This is a genomic window from Pseudomonas sp. 1121_17 (genome assembly GCF_052850745.1).
The window spans coordinates 356984-372269 of record NZ_VXCX01000003.1; the positions used below are offsets into that span (position 1 = coordinate 356984).

General features: G+C 61.5%; 11 protein-coding genes. 5 read left to right on the plus strand and 6 right to left on the minus strand.

All coding sequences use genetic code 11. The features are described 5' to 3' along the window. Positions 1–54: 54 nt before the first annotated feature. Entirely contained in the window at positions 55–534 is a 480-nt protein-coding gene (locus FW789_RS09235) for a GNAT family N-acetyltransferase (RefSeq protein ID WP_103436242.1), read from the minus strand. A gap of 125 nt (positions 535–659) precedes the next feature. Then, the gene (locus tag FW789_RS09240) at positions 660–2300 is read right to left on the minus strand and encodes a methyl-accepting chemotaxis protein (RefSeq protein ID WP_186697577.1); all 1641 of its coding nucleotides are present in this window, start codon (positions 2298–2300) and stop codon (positions 660–662) included. Between the two features lie 292 nt (positions 2301–2592). On the opposite strand from FW789_RS09240, the gene FW789_RS09245 reads away from it, so the two are divergent. Beyond that, entirely contained in the window at positions 2593–3501 is a 909-nt protein-coding gene (locus FW789_RS09245) for an alpha/beta hydrolase (RefSeq protein ID WP_411564976.1), read from the plus strand. A 211-nt stretch (positions 3502–3712) separates the two neighbouring features. Next, the gene (locus tag FW789_RS09250; protein WP_446431357.1) at positions 3713–6016 is read left to right on the plus strand and encodes an autotransporter outer membrane beta-barrel domain-containing protein; all 2304 of its coding nucleotides are present in this window, start codon (positions 3713–3715) and stop codon (positions 6014–6016) included. A 162-nt stretch (positions 6017–6178) separates the two neighbouring features. On the opposite strand, the gene guaA is transcribed toward FW789_RS09250, so the two are convergent. From guaA to FW789_RS09270, 4 genes are all read right to left on the minus strand, one after another. Then, entirely contained in the window at positions 6179–7756 is a 1578-nt protein-coding gene (guaA, locus tag FW789_RS09255) for a glutamine-hydrolyzing GMP synthase (RefSeq protein WP_103436237.1), read from the minus strand. A 78-nt stretch (positions 7757–7834) separates the two neighbouring features. Next, entirely contained in the window at positions 7835–9304 is a 1470-nt protein-coding gene (gene guaB / locus FW789_RS09260; RefSeq protein WP_446431358.1) for an IMP dehydrogenase, read from the minus strand. Between the two features lie 86 nt (positions 9305–9390). Next, positions 9391–9948 carry a sugar ABC transporter ATPase gene (locus FW789_RS09265; RefSeq protein ID WP_101317006.1) on the minus strand — a complete coding sequence of 186 codons (558 nt, stop codon included), beginning with the start codon at positions 9946–9948 and terminating at the stop codon, positions 9391–9393. A 49-nt stretch (positions 9949–9997) separates the two neighbouring features. Beyond that, the gene (locus FW789_RS09270) at positions 9998–10753 is read right to left on the minus strand and encodes a sulfite exporter TauE/SafE family protein (RefSeq protein ID WP_103436236.1); all 756 of its coding nucleotides are present in this window, start codon (positions 10751–10753) and stop codon (positions 9998–10000) included. 99 nt (positions 10754–10852) lie between these two features. Between FW789_RS09270 and xseA the strand changes: the two genes are divergently transcribed. The 3 genes from xseA (at position 10853) to leuA (ending at position 15230) form a co-directional block, all read left to right on the plus strand. Further along, positions 10853–12232: an exodeoxyribonuclease VII large subunit gene (gene xseA / locus FW789_RS09275; RefSeq protein ID WP_150571054.1), complete on the plus strand. Its 1380-nt coding sequence runs from the start codon at positions 10853–10855 to the stop codon at positions 12230–12232. A 3-nt stretch (positions 12233–12235) separates the two neighbouring features. After that, a complete protein-coding gene (locus FW789_RS09280) occupies positions 12236–13063 on the plus strand; it encodes a M23 family metallopeptidase (RefSeq protein WP_186697564.1) in 828 nt (275 codons plus the stop codon). A gap of 493 nt (positions 13064–13556) precedes the next feature. Beyond that, positions 13557–15230, plus strand: coding sequence for a 2-isopropylmalate synthase (leuA, locus tag FW789_RS09285; protein ID WP_103436234.1), 1674 nt, complete (start codon positions 13557–13559; stop codon positions 15228–15230). Positions 15231–15286 lie beyond the last annotated feature (56 nt).

Consider the following 15286-nt stretch of genomic DNA (forward strand, 5'->3'; position numbering starts at 1 on the left):
CGCGACCCTTTCGCGAAACAAGGCCGCTCCTACGCAGGGCCGCGTGGCGCCTGATCAGCCGTTGGCAAACGCGATCAACGCCGCCCCGCTCAGGCGATAGCCAATCCACTCATCCTGCGCCTTGGCGCCAATCGACTCGTAGAACTCGATCGCAGGGGTATTCCAATCCAGCACCGACCACTCAAAGCGTCCGCACCCGCGTGCCACTGCCATCTTCGCCAGATGGCGCAGCAATGCTTTGCCCGCGCCTGCACCACGCTGTTGCGGCGACACGTACAGGTCTTCCAGATACAAGCCGTGCTTGCCCAGCCAGGTCGAGTAATTGAAGAAATACACGGCAAAACCAATCGGCTCGCCGTCCAGCTCGCAGATCAGGCCATGGGTCGTACTGTGCTCGCCGAACAGGCTGCTCTCGATCCCGGCGACGTCGGTCTTGACCTCGTGTTCGGCCTTTTCATAGATCGCCAGTTCAGTGATAAAACGCAGGATCAGCGCAGCGTCAGCGCGCGCGGCAGGGCGGATAGTCAGCGTCATTGCAAGGGTTCCGGTAGGGAGTGACGGCTCAAGCTTAATTGAAAACGCTGCCGACAAGCGCTTGCCAGTCACCTGCATACCTCCATGCAAGTGACTGGCAAAGTTCAAGCCCTAGTGTTCACGGCTTACAGCTTGAAGGTGCTGACCAGCTGATTGAACGATACCGCCAGTCGCGACAGCTCCTGGCTGGATGCGCTGGTCTGGTTGGCGCCTGCTGCGGTCTGGGTGGAAAGATCCTGAATGTTGACCAGGTTACGATCCACTTCCCGCGCGACGTTGGCCTGCTCTTCGGACGCGGTAGCGATCAGCATGTTGCGGTCGTTGATGCCAGCGATGTTCTGAGCGATACGCTCAAGCGATTCGCCAGTGGCCTTGGCCAGTTCCTGAGTATTGCTGGCCAGGGCACGGCTGTTGCCCATGGCCTTGACCGCGTCGTCGGCGCGCGATTGCACACTGACGATCATCGCTTCGATCTCGCCGGTGGAGGCTTGGGTGCGCGCGGCCAGGGCTCTGACTTCGTCCGCCACCACAGCAAAACCGCGGCCCTGCTCACCTGCTCTCGCCGCCTCGATCGCCGCATTGAGCGCGAGCAGGTTGGTCTGCTCGGCGATACCACGGATGACGTCGAGGACTTTGGCGATATCGCGCACGCTGCCTGCCAACTCATCGACAATCACAGTCGACTGGCCGATCTCGGCATTCACACTGGTGATCGCCTTGACCGCCTCTCGCGCCTGATCGCGGCCGCTGGCTGCTTCATTGCTGGTGTGGCGGGAAGCCTCGGAGGTCGAGGTGGCGTTGCGCGCCACTTCGTCGACTGCAGCGCTCATTTCGGTGACGGCGGTAGCCGCCAGCTGGATTTCGTCATTTTGACGGACCAGGCCGCGGCTGCTCTCTTCGGTTACCGCGTTGAGTTCTTCGGCTGCCGAAGCCAGTTGATCTGCCGCGCTGGCAATCTGCTGGATAGTGCCCTTGAGCCCGCTTTGCATCGCCCCTAACGCCGCGAGCAACTGGCCGCCTTCGTCGCGATGGCCGCTTTCAATGGTTTTGCTCAGATCGCCACCGGCGATTCGCTGTGCGTTGCCGACCGCCAATGCGATCGGCGCGCTGATCACCCGGCTGATGAAAATACCCAGCAGCAGCGCAGCGACAAAGGCGGCGCCGACGCCAAGGTAAAGGTTGAGCTTGGCAGCAGCTTCACTGTCGCGAGCATCCTGGGCACCTTCGCCGATCTGGCGGTTGTTGGACTTGACGATGATCCCCATCTCGTCCATCACGGTGCGATACGCCTGGTGCAATTCTCCAGCCATCAGCTGCTTGGCTGCGGCCAGATCACCACGCTCGATGGTCGCCACCACACGATCAATGATGGCCTGATACGCTGGCCAGTCCTTTTCCATGCGATCGCCCGCGGCACGCTCGTCATCCGCCAGCGTTGTGGCGCGGTAAACGGCGAAGGCGCGCTCGCTGGTTTGGCGGTTTTCATTCATGGAAGCAACAATGGCGCTGCGTTCAGCGGCGTCGCTGCCTGCGATGGAAGCTGCCAGCAGACGATACAAATCGCGGTTTTGGGCAATGGCATCGGACCGCGCCTCTGCGGTCTTGGACACAGAAACCAGGTTGTTGTTGAAGACCGATTGCAAGTTTGTAGACAACGAGCCAATTCCCTGGCTACCGATAATCCCAACGATCAACGTGATGGAAGCGCATAGCGCGAATGCAACATACAACTTGGTTGAAATCTTGGCGTCGTGGAACCAGTTCATATACGGACCTGCACGGGGGAGAACGAGCTGCGATCGCCGCGGCGGGCGCATCGTCAGGCTATCGACCGTTCCCAGCAAGCCTGAAGCCCGTGGCGGGCTGTTTATTTCAATCCTGAGCGGGGCGTGTTGGCGTGCCAGGGATCATCTGGCTCTGTAGTATCGGAAGACGTCGCGCAACTTGCACCAACCGAACCAGACTGCCACTCCAAGCAACCATAGAAGTACCTTGTCGAACTTGGCCATGCTTCCCTTCAATCCTTTATCCAATATCAGCCATGGTAATCCACAACCGATGAGCAATAGATACGCCCCCTACTCTCAGGCACTGGTCCACATCGGTAAAGCCTGGCTGGTGGTCATAAGCGCGCTGCTTGTGGCCTGCCAATCGCCGCGCGAGGCGTTGCAGCACCTAGCTGACGCACAGGGTCGCCAGGTTGAGGTGCTGCCGGGACGCGCCTTCCCGCTGCTGATACTGACACCGCACGCTGCAGGCAACCAGACTCGCCTGCGCGTCTACCTCGAAGGCGACGGCCATGCCTGGGCCACGGCCAGCCAACCCAGCCTGGATCCGAGCCCGCACAATCTGTTGGTGGCCCGGCTGGCGCTGGCCGACCCGGCACCAAACGCCTACCTGGCACGCCCTTGCCAGTTCGTCATGAGCGCGGCGTGCCGCCCAGAACTGTGGACCAACAGACGGTTTTCTCAGGTCGTGGTCACTCGCCTCAGCCAGGCGCTGGACCAATTGAAACAGCGCTATGGCAACCAGGAATTCGAACTGGTGGGGTATTCAGGTGGCGCCGCGCTTGCCTTGCTGTTGGCAGCCCAGCGGACTGATGTGACCCAGGTGCAGACACTGGCTGGCAATCTCAGTCCGCGCTTGTGGGCCGCAATGAAAAACCTGTCGCCACTCGACGGTTCGCTGGAGCCACTGGACTACCGGTCTCAGCTCGCCTCTGTTCCACAGCGGCATCTGGTTGGAACAGCAGACCAGATCATTCCAGCGACTCTGGCTGACAAATACCAACAAGCGCTTGATTCCTACCTCTCCCACACGGTCCGCATTGACGGCGCCAGCCATGACCAGGGCTGGGAAGCGGCATGGTCTGAGTGGCTTGAAACTCCGCTGACAAATGAGGCTTGGCAAAAAAAGACCACTGTTGACCATCTAACGAACGGCAAAGTTCCGCTTATTGCTAACTAATCCTTTATTGCTCTAGAAAATAGCTATCTGGTCGCATTTATTGGATTTTTCCCCTTAAAAAATCCGATCAAGGATGAATCATCCTAATGGTTTGGTGTAAATTCGCTCGCGCTTGACTCAGCACTTCACTGACAAGCTGGCAGGGATGCCTGAAACAGACGCTGACGCGTAGGTCCTCCCATGTCAGTTTCCGCCCTGTAAGGATACTGCCTTGAACATTTCTCCTATGCGTCGCTCATTGCTCGCGCTCGCCATTGCGGCTACCACTACTACCGCAGCCAATGCCGTTCCCATGGCCGACGTCAATTATGACCTGAGCACCGGCCAATTCATCAGCATCGATGAGACCTTTGGCAACGCCACTTTCACCGGAACGTCGACGGGCGCGGGTGTCTACCTGCAAGATGTGACCCTGGGTGGCAATCTGGTCAATCAGGGCAATATCAACCTGACAACCAAGAGCCTGACCGACTACGCGGGCGGTATCTCCATGACCCTGAGTTCCACCGTCGCTGGTGACGTGGTAAACCAGGGCAACATCACGGTGGACGGTCCCGGCGCGATGGGCTTGGATCTGTACGGAGCGGTCATCGCCGGTGAAGTGAACAACAGCGGCAACATCAGCGTCACGGGTGAAAACGCCAACGGCATGATGATCACCTCGACCCAGGCACGCATCAACAACACCGGCATCATTACCGCGCGCGGCCTCGACTCCGCCGGTATCGAGATCGACCACGCTCAGTTCACCGGTCAGATCACCGACAGGTTTCAGACCGACCTCAACAACAGCGGAACCATCTCCGGCGAAGGCATCGGCATTCACTTCGTCGGCCTGGATCCCGCTGCCGGTTTCGACACCTTCGCCATCACCCAGACAGCTGGCCTGATCGAAGGCGGCGAGGCTGCAATCAAGGCCAATGACGATGCAGCTCCATCGTATTTTTACTGGCAAGGCGGCCAGGTAAAGGGTGATGTACTGGGCTTGAGTGGTGTGCTGGTGCAAGGCGAGGCGATGTTCGATGGCTCGACCATCCGCGCCGGCTTCGTCGATATCGACGGCGGCCGCCTGACCCTGCTGCGCCCGCAGACGACGATTGACGGCGACCTCGACATGGACAGCGACACCGCCCGCCTGCGCCTGCTGCTGGACAACGATACCCTGCCGAACAGGCCGATCCTGACTGTCACCGGCAATACCTTCTTCTCCGCCGGCAGCCAGATCGAACTGCAGGCGCGCTCCGACGACTTCCGCACCTCAGCCCAGGGCACCCGCTATACCCTGCTCAACTCCGGCACTTGGGAAGACCCAGAGAACCTCTCGGTGGTCTCCTCCTCGGCGCTGCTTGAAGTGAAGAACTTCGGCATCGAAGGCCAGGATGTGAAAGCCCTGGTTGCCACCCGCAGCGATGAGGTGATCACGGAAAACCTGCTCGAAGCGCGTGGTTCGCGCAACGCAGTGAACGCCATCAAGCCGTTCAAGAACACCGTCATGGGCCAACTGGACGAAAGCGACCCGGTGTTCCAGCGTTTCGCCAACGCCGCCACCAGTGAAGAGCTGGCCAAACTGGCCGAAACCCTGACCCCAGACGTCAGCGGTGGCGCAATCCACGCCGCCACCAACAGCCAGAACCTGGTCGCCGGTGCCATCAACCGCCGTGCCAGCAAGGCGCGTAGCGGTCTGTCCTCCGGTGACGTGCTGGCCGAGCAAGGCGTATGGCTGCAAGCGCTGACCAGCGATGCCAACCAGGACCGCCGCCACGGTATCGACGGCTACGACGCCAACACCAACGGCATCGCCGTGGGTGCGGACGGCAAGCTCAACGCCGACACCACCGTGGGCCTGGCCTACAGCTACCTGACCAGCGACGTCAAATCCGACCTGGGCAGCAAAACCGATGTCGAAGGCCATGCACTGACCTTGTACGGCAACTGGACCCACGACAACTTCTTCGTCGACACCTCGCTGATGTATGGCTGGAACGACAACGAGTCCAAACGATACATTGCCGGCACCCGCGCCAAGGCCAGCTTCGACAGTGAGATCTTCGGCGTAAACGCCCTGGCCGGCTACACCTTCCAGCTCGACAAACAATGGCTGCTGGAACCTCAGGTCGGTGCACGCTATGCAAACGTGTCGATTGATTCGTACCGTGAAAAAGGCAGCTCGGCCGCCCTCAACGTCGGCAGCCAACGCTACGAAATCGGCGAAATGGGCCTCGGCGCTCGCCTGGCAGCAGCCTTCGATGTAGGTGTGGGTACGCTGGAACCAGAAGCCAAGCTGATGGCCTGGCACGACTTTATCGGCGACAAGACCGCCACCACGTCCACCTTCGTCCTCGGCGGTACGCCGTTCACCACCACCGGTGCGACACCTGCGCGTGATAGCTACGAGCTGGGCCTGGGCGCCAACTACCGCGTCGGCGCGTGGAGCGTGGGCGGTAACTACAGCTACCTGACCAGCAGTGGGTTCGACGCGGATACCTTTACCGCAAACGTGCGTTACGACTTCTGATAGAGGCCTGCGCCTGAAACGACAAAGCCCGCGAATGCGGGCTTTGTCGTTTCAGGCTGTGGTTGACTTGAGGACGCCAGGGCTGCTTCGTAGCCCTCGCTTACCGCCCGCAGATAGAGAAAAACCGGCCTAAGCCGGTTTCTCAATCGCTGCGCTAGCAGATCATTCCCACTCAATCGTCGCCGGCGGCTTGCTCGACACGTCATAAGTAACGCGCGAGATGCCCTCGATCTCGTTGATGATCCGGCCGCTGACCGTTTCCAACAGCTCGTAAGGCAGGTGTGCCCAACGTGCGGTCATGAAGTCCACGGTCTCGACGGCGCGCAGGGCGACGACCCAGGCGTAGCGACGGCCGTCACCGACCACACCAACCGACTTGACCGGCTGGAACACTACGAAGGCCTGGCTGGTCTTGTGATACCAGTCGGCTTTGCGTAGTTCTTCGATGAAGATGTGGTCAGCACGACGGAGGATGTCGGCGTATTCCTTTTTCACTTCACCAAGGATACGTACGCCCAGGCCCGGGCCTGGGAACGGGTGGCGGTAGACCATGTCGTACGGCAGGCCGAGTTCCAGGCCGAGTTTGCGCACTTCGTCCTTGAACAGCTCACGCAGCGGCTCGACCAGCTTGAGGTTCATTTCCTCTGGCAGGCCGCCGACGTTGTGGTGCGACTTGATCACGTGGGCCTTGCCGCTCTTGGCGCCAGCCGACTCAATCACGTCGGGGTAGATGGTGCCTTGGGCGAGGAACTGGATGTTTTCCAGTTTGCTGGCTTCGGCATCGAACACGTCGATGAAGGTGCGGCCGATGATTTTGCGCTTTTTCTCCGGGTCGGCTTCGCCTTCCAGGTTGCCCAGGAACTGAGCTTCGGCGTTGGCGCGGATCACCTTGACGCCCATGTTCTCGGCGAACATGGCCATCACTTGCTCACCTTCGTGCAGGCGCAGCAGACCGTTGTCGACGAATACGCAGGTCAGCTGGTCGCCAATGGCGCGGTGCAGCAGCGCCGCAACCACCGACGAGTCGACGCCGCCGGACAGGCCGAGCAGAACGTTGGCAGTGCCGACCTGGGCGCGAACCTGAGCGATGGCATCTTCAACGATGTTGGACGAGGTCCACAGCGCTTCGCAGCCGCAGATGTCGAGGATGAAGCGCGACAGGATGCGTCCGCCCTGCTTGGTGTGGGTCACTTCAGGGTGGAACTGCACGCCGTAGTAGCCGCGGCTGTCGTCGAACATGCCGGCGATCGGGCAGCTTGGGGTGCTGGCCAGAACGTGGAAGTTCTCTGGCATGCGGGTGACCTTGTCACCGTGGCTCATCCAGACATCGAGACCGAATACGCCGTCGGCGTCTACATGGTCTTCGATGCCGTCGAGCAGGCGGCTCTTGCCGACCACGTCAACGCGGGCGTAGCCGAATTCGCGCAGCTCGGAGCCTTCAACCTTGCCGCCCATCTGCTCGGCCATGGTCTGCATGCCGTAGCAGATGCCCAGCACCGGTACGTTGAGGTCGAACACCGCTTGCGGCGCACGTGGGCTGTTGGCTTCGTGGACCGACTCTGGGCCGCCAGCGAGGATGATGCCGCGCGGGTTGAATTCGCGGATCGCTTCATCGTCCATGTCGAACGGGTGCAGCTCGCAGTAGACACCGATCTCGCGCACGCGGCGGGCGATCAGCTGGGTGTACTGGGAACCGAAGTCGAGGATCAGGATGCGGTGAGCGTGAATGTCGAGGGCCATGACTCAATCTCGTCAGTGGAAATCGGAAACAACACGGGGCTGTCGTAACAGCCCCGCTTGCTAATGATGCTGGAAGCCTCAGCCTACGCGGTAGTTTGGCGCTTCCTTGGTGATCTGCACGTCATGCACGTGGGACTCGGCCATGCCGGCACCGGTGATGCGTACAAACTCAGGCTTGGTGCGCATCTCTTCGATGGTGGCACTGCCGGTGTAGCCCATGGACGAACGCAGGCCGCCCATCAGCTGGTGAATGATTGCAGCCAGTGCGCCCTTGTACGGTACGCGGCCTTCGATGCCTTCCGGGACCAGCTTCTCTGCGCCGGCCGAGGAATCCTGGAAGTAACGGTCGGACGAACCTTGCGCCTGAGCCATTGCACCCAGCGAACCCATGCCGCGGTAAGCCTTGTAGGAACGCCCCTGGAACAGCTCGACTTCGCCTGGTGCTTCTTCAGTACCGGCAAACATCGAACCCATCATCACGCACGAGGCGCCAGCGACGATGGCCTTGGACAGGTCACCGGAGAAGCGGATGCCGCCGTCGGCGATCAGTGGTACGCCGGTGCCTTCAAGGGCAGCGGCAACGTTGGCGATGGCGCTGATCTGCGGCACACCGACACCAGCGACGATACGCGTGGTGCAGATCGAGCCTGGGCCGATACCGACCTTGACTGCGTCAGCGCCAGCTTCAGCAAGGGCCTTGGCAGCAGCGCCGGTGGCGATGTTGCCGCCGATCACCTGCACGTGTGGATAGGTTTCCTTGACCCAGCGAACGCGGTCGATCACGCCTTTGGAGTGACCGTGGGCGGTGTCGACCACCACCACGTCAACGCCGGCAGCAACCAGCGCAGCAACGCGCTCGCCGGTGTCCTTGCCGGTGCCGACCGCAGCGCCGACGCGCAGACGACCCTGGTCGTCCTTGCTCGCCAGCGGGTAGGCCTTGGCCTTTTCGATGTCCTTGACGGTCATCATGCCCTTGAGGCTGAAGTTGCCGTCAACGATCAGAACTTTTTCCAGGCGGTGCTTGTGCAGCAGCTCGCGGACTTCGTTCTTGTCGGCGCCTTCGCGGACGGTGACCAGACGCTCTTTTGGCGTCATCACATCACGCACCTTGGCGTCCAGACGGGTCTCGAAGCGCACGTCACGGGAAGTGACGATACCGACCAGGTCGCCGTTGGCCAGCACCGGAACACCAGAGATGTTGTTCAGGCGGGTCAGGTCGAACAGGTCACGCACGGTGGCGTCGGCCTCGATGGTGATCGGGTCCTTGACCACGCCAGCCTCGAACTTCTTGACCTTGCGCACTTCGCTGGCCTGTTGTTCGATGGTCATGTTCTTGTGGATGATGCCGATACCGCCTTCCTGCGCCATGGCGATGGCCAGGCGGGCTTCGGTAACGGTGTCCATGGCAGCGGATACCAGCGGAATGTTCAGCTCGATGCCACGGGTCAAACGGGTCTTGAGACTGACTTCATTGGGCAGTACCTCGGAATAACCAGGTACAAGGAGAATGTCGTCGAAGGTCAGTGCTTCTTGGCTGATACGCAGCATCGCGGGGGCTCCCGGGCGGGAAAATTGGAAGCGCGCCATTATACTCATCCACGGCGCACCGCTCAATGCAAAATAAGGGCCTTCGGTCAGGCCTGTGGCAGTTTTACCTGCACCACAGCTACCGGATGGTCGAGCCAGTCGGCAAACGCGGCGAGGAAGGTCGAGGTAAAACCGGCCTCGCCCCAGTTGTTGAAGATGAACCCCAGGTTGGAAAAGGCACATGGCTGCAGGAACAGAAAGCCATTGATGTCGTCTTCGAAGGCGCACAGCGGGCAGGTGAAGTTGTCGCTCACCCCCGGCATCCACTCCTCCAGGCTGTCGAACAGCGGCTCGCCGACTTCGCGCCGGCACTCCGGGCAGCCGGCTTCTTCAAGAAAGCCTTCGGTCGGCGTGTAGATGCAGCGCTTGAGCATCACTTCCAGGCCGTTGACCGGCTGATCGAACGGCAGCAGCTCGGGCCGCAGGGCGATCTTGCGCGCGCCTGGCGCCAGCGCGTAGGCCATGCGGTTGCCGCTGCGCCCACAGGTGCTCAACTGCTCCTCGACTATTTTCTCCCTGACCAGCCAGCGCAGGATCGCCCGCGCGCGGGCCTCGTGCACCGGGACGGTGGACAGCTTGGGGACGATGATGCTCTGGGTGTTCATGAACAAGGCAGGCCTGGGACTTCGATAATGAGCCAATTCTACCCCCTGCTCAGCTCGTCAGGTAGCGAACAATCAAGGCCACACCGCTGGCCAGCACCAGCCAGGTCACCAGCCGCACGAAGGCTTCGCGGGAGAGTTTGAAGCTCAACCGACGGCCAATCCAGGTGCCCAGAAACATCACTGGCAGCAAGCACGCCGCCAGCAACAGCAGGCTTATGTCGGCATACACCCCGGCGATAACGAACAACGACAGGCGCACGATGGTGCTGCAGCTGATCAGCGCGCACTGCGTCGCGCGGGCCTCATCCTTGGAATCCAGCCGTGCATTCAGGTAGATCGCATAAAGGAAACCACCACTGCCGAACATGGCGCCGAACAGCCCGCCGACGGTTCCCATGGGCACCGCCCAGAGCGGATTCAGACGTGTCGGCCGGGTTTTGATCGCCAGGCCATAAATGGCATAGGCGGTAACAAACACGCCCATCAGCAGCAACAGCAGGTCTGATTTCAGCTGCAATAAAAACACCACGCCCAAAATGCAACCGATGGCCATGAACGGCAGCAGCCGCAGCAACTCGGCGCGGGCGACGTCCTTGCGCGAAGGCAGCAGGTTGCCAAACGCCGCGATGAAATCGAGCAGCACCAGCAGCGGCACCACCTTGGACAGCGGCATGAAATGAATCAACACCGGCGCTGCAATCAACGCCGTACCAAAGCCGGCAATGCCGAACACGATGTAAGCCGCGCTGACCGCGAGTAACACAGGAATCCAGTCAAGGCCGGTAAACGGCAATTGAGCGAGCATGCAAGTCCCTCCCTGGGCAATGCGCAAAGGTAGCACTCCAGCGCATGCTCGGTGCAGAGGGCGATGCACAAGCCGGCCTTGTCCTTTATGATGCCGAACATGATCAAAGACCCTTTCGAACGACTCGGCCTCGACCGCGAGGTCCTCACCGTCAGCCAACTCAACGGCCGCGCTCGCGTGCTGCTCGAGGACGTGTTCCGCAACGTCTGGGTTGAAGGCGAGATTTCCAACCTGGCCCGGCCCGCCTCTGGCCACATCTACTTCACCCTCAAGGACAGCGGCGCGCAGGTGCGCTGTGCGCTGTTCCGGCAGAACGCCACGCGCGTGCGTCAGGCACTGCGCGATGGCCTGGCAGTGCGGGTGCGCGGCAAGGTCTCGCTGTTCGAGGGGCGTGGCGACTATCAGCTGATCCTCGACACGGTCGAACCGGCTGGTGACGGCGCCCTGCGTCTGGCCTTCGAAGCGCTGAAAGAGAAACTCAGCGCCGAAGGCCTGTTCAGCACCGAGCGCAAGCAGCCACTACCGGCGCACCCACAACGCATCGGTATCATCACCTCGCCGACCGGCGCGGTGATCCGCGACATCATCAGCGTGTTTGGCCGGCGCGCGCCGCAGGTCGAGCTGAACCTGATCCCGACTGCCGTGCAGGGCCGCGAGGCGATCAACCAGATCGTGCGCGCCCTGCGCCTGGCCGACAGCCGCGGCTTCGACGCCCTGATCCTGGCCCGTGGCGGCGGTTCGCTGGAAGACCTCTGGTGCTTCAACGAAGAAGCGGTAGCGCGTGCGATTGCCGCCTGCGTGACGCCCATCGTCAGTGCTGTAGGCCATGAAACCGACGTTTCGATCAGTGACTTCGTCGCCGACGTCCGCGCACCCACGCCGTCCGCCGCCGCCGAGCTGCTGGCCCCGGACAGCAGCGGTTTGCAACTGCGCCTTGAGAGCCTGCAACGGCGGCTGTTGCTACGGATGCAGAATCGCCTGAGCCATGACCGCCTGCGCGTCGAAGGCCTGGCCCGCCGCCTGCGTCATCCCGGCGAACGCCTGCGCCAACAGGCGCAGCGTCTGGACGATCTGGACATGCGCCTGCGCCGCGCCTTTGCGCTGAACATGCGCGCACGTCAGGAGCGCCTCGGCCGCCTCGACACGCGCCTGGCCGCGCAGCATCCGGGGCGCACGCTGAAGTTGCTCGGCCAGCGCCTGGACAGCCTCGCCGAGCGCCTGCCACGAGCCATGCGCGAAACCCTCAAGGATCGCCGGCAACGCTTCCAGGCCCAGTTGCAGACCTTGCAGGTGGTCAGCCCGCTGGCGACCCTGGCGCGTGGCTACAGCATCCTCCTGGATGAGCGCGGCCAGGCCATTCGCAGCGCGGCGCAGACGCGTAACGGTCAACGCCTGACCGCTCGCCTCAACGAAGGCGAGCTGCAGGTGCGGGTCGAAGACAACCACCAGACTCCGGTCACCCTTTCGCTATTGGATTGACACATGCCCCGTTTGCTCGCCCCGCTGCTTGCTCTGTCCTTGCTGCTGCTGACCACTGCGGCCCAGGCCAGCTACATCACCCGCACCCTCAACAAGCCAGTGCCGGGCGGCGTCGCCGTGGTTGACCTGGGCCCTGCTGCCAGTGCCCCACAGGCGCGCTTTGACGGCAAGCCGGTGCTGGTGGTCAAGGAGCAGGACAACTGGCTGGCGATCGTCGGCATCCCGCTGACACAGAAACCCGGCACTGCCTCCCTCAGCCAGGGCAACCGCAGCCTGCCGTTCACCGTCGGCAGCAAGAAGTACCCCGAGCAGCACATCACCCTGAAAAACAAGCGTCAGGTCAACCCAGACCCGGCCGACCTCAAGCGCATCGACCGCGAGCTGGCCGAGCAGATCAAGGCCTACCGCAGCTTCAGCCCGGCCCTGCCGAGCAACCTGATCCTCGACAAACCGGTCAACGGGCCGCTGTCGAGCAAGTTTGGCGTGCGCCGCTTCTTCAACGGCGAAGAGCGCAACCCGCACGCCGGGCTGGACTTCGCCGTTCCCGCCGGGACGCCGATCAAGACCCCGGCCAACGGTACAGTGATCCTGATCGGTAACTACTTCTTCAATGGCCAGACTGTGTTCGTCGACCACGGCCAGGGCTTTATCAGCATGTTCTGCCACATGTCGAAAATCGATGTGAAAAATGGCCAGCAGCTGCGCCGTGGCGCCGTGGTTGGCCGGGTCGGCGCGACCGGTCGCGCCACCGGCCCGCACATGCACTGGAACGTCAGCCTGAACGATGCGCGGGTCGATCCGGCGATTTTCATCGGGGCATTCCAACCCTGAGAGGTTCAACGCGGTGCTGTGCGTGGGCGTAGGAGCGACCTTGTGTCGCGAAAGGCCCGCAAAGCGGGCCCAGCAATCTTGCTGTGCTGCATAAATCCTGGGGCCGCTTCGCGACCCTTTCCGACCGGTGCGGCGCTCCGGCAAGGCCGCTACAGAGGATGCGTTTCAAACGGGCGACCAGTTTGAGCGAGTTGCGTGATGGAAAAATACTGCGCAACAAATATGAATCACTCAAGCAATAACAGCCATAAAATCTCGCTAGCACGCACTTTTTAAGCATTTATCTCAATTTTTTTTCAAGGCTTGCCAACCCTCACCGCTGTGGTTAGGGTTGAGGTCATGAAAACCTCTAGCACCCTCATTTTGCTTCGCCAACACCGCAGCCTCTGCCTGGTCAGTGCCCGACTACCAGGGTGAATCGCGTCGCCTCGCCTATTCATCTCGTTATCGTCCGGCAGGCCCGATCTCGGCCGCACCCAAAAGGATTATTCGCATGACCATGCTCAAAGACCCGTCGAAGAAATATCGCGCCTTCCCCACCATCGATTTGCCCGACCGCACCTGGCCGTCCAAGACCATCACCGAAGCGCCGATCTGGTGCAGCTCGGACCTGCGTGATGGCAACCAGTCGCTGATCGAGCCGATGGACGCGGAGAAGAAGCTGCGTTTCTGGAAGACGCTGGTGCAGGTTGGCGTGAAAGAAATCGAAGCGTCGTTCCCGTCTGCCTCGCAGACCGATTTCGACTTCGTGCGCACCTTGATCGAAGGCGGCCACATCCCGGATGACACCACCATCCAGGTACTGACTCAGGCGCGCGAAGACCTGATCGCACGCACCTTCGAGTCGCTGCGTGGGGCGAAAAAGGCCATTGTCCATCTGTACAACGCGACCAGCCCGTCGTTCCGCCGCATTGTCTTCAACCAGGACAAGCAAGGCGTCAAGGACATCGCCGTGAATGCCGCCAAGTTGTTTGTCAAATACGCAGCGCAGCAGCCTGAGACGCACTGGACATTCGAGTACTCGCCAGAGACCTTCAGCGCCACCGAGCTTGAGTTCGCCAAGGAAGTCTGCGACGCCGTGACCGAGGTGTGGAACCCGACGCCTGAGCACAAGATCATCTTCAACCTGCCAGCTACCGTTGAAGTGGCCACGCCGAATATCTACGCCGACCAGATCGAGTGGTTCTGCCGCAACGTCAATCGCCGCGACAGCGTGATCATCAGCCTGCACTGCCACAACGACCGTGGCACTGGCATTGCTGCCACCGAACTGGGCCTGATGGCCGGTGCCGACCGCGCCGAAGGCTGCCTGTTCGGCAACGGCGAGCGCACCGGCAACGTCGACCTGGTGACCCTGGCGCTGAACCTCTACACCCAGGGCATCGACCCACAGCTGGACTTCTCCGACATCGACGGCGTGCGCAAGGTCGTCGAGGAATGCAACCAGCTGCCAGTGCACCCGCGTCACCCGTACGTCGGCGACCTGGTTCACACTGCGTTCTCCGGCTCGCACCAGGACGCTATTCGCAAAGGCTTCAGCAAGCAGCAGGAAGGCGAGCTGTGGGAAGTGCCGTACTTGCCGATCGACCCGGCCGACATCGGCCGCAGCTACGAAGCGGTGATCCGCGTCAACAGCCAGTCGGGCAAAGGCGGCATCACCTACTTGCTTGAACAGGAATACGGCATCAGCCTGCCGCGCCGCATGCAGATCGAGTTCAGCCAGGTCGTACAGGGTGAAACCGACCGCCTGGGCCTGGAAATGACCGCCCAGCAGATCTACAAGCTGCTGCACAAGGAATACCTCCAGGCCAACGCCCCGTACGCGCTGGTCAGCCACCGCCTGCAGGAAGAGAACGGCAGCAGCAAGGTCGAAGTGGAGGTAGCCGGTGAAGGCGAAACCAACCTGCACTGGCACGGCAAGGGCAACGGCGCGCTGGAAGCGCTGGCTGCCTGCATCCCGGTCGCCGTGGAAATCATGGACTACAACGAGCACGCCATCGGTGCCGGCACCAACGCCAAGGCGGCCGCCTACATCGAGCTGCGCGTTGCCGGTGGCCGCCCAGTGCATGGTGTAGGTATCGATGAAAACATCACTACTGCAAGCTTCAAGGCGCTGTTCAGTGCCCTGAACCGTTCGCTGAGTCAGGAAGAGGCCAAGGCGGCATAAAACACCGTCGGGTTACAGAGAAACCGCATCCTAGGATGCGGTTTTTTTTGGCCAGC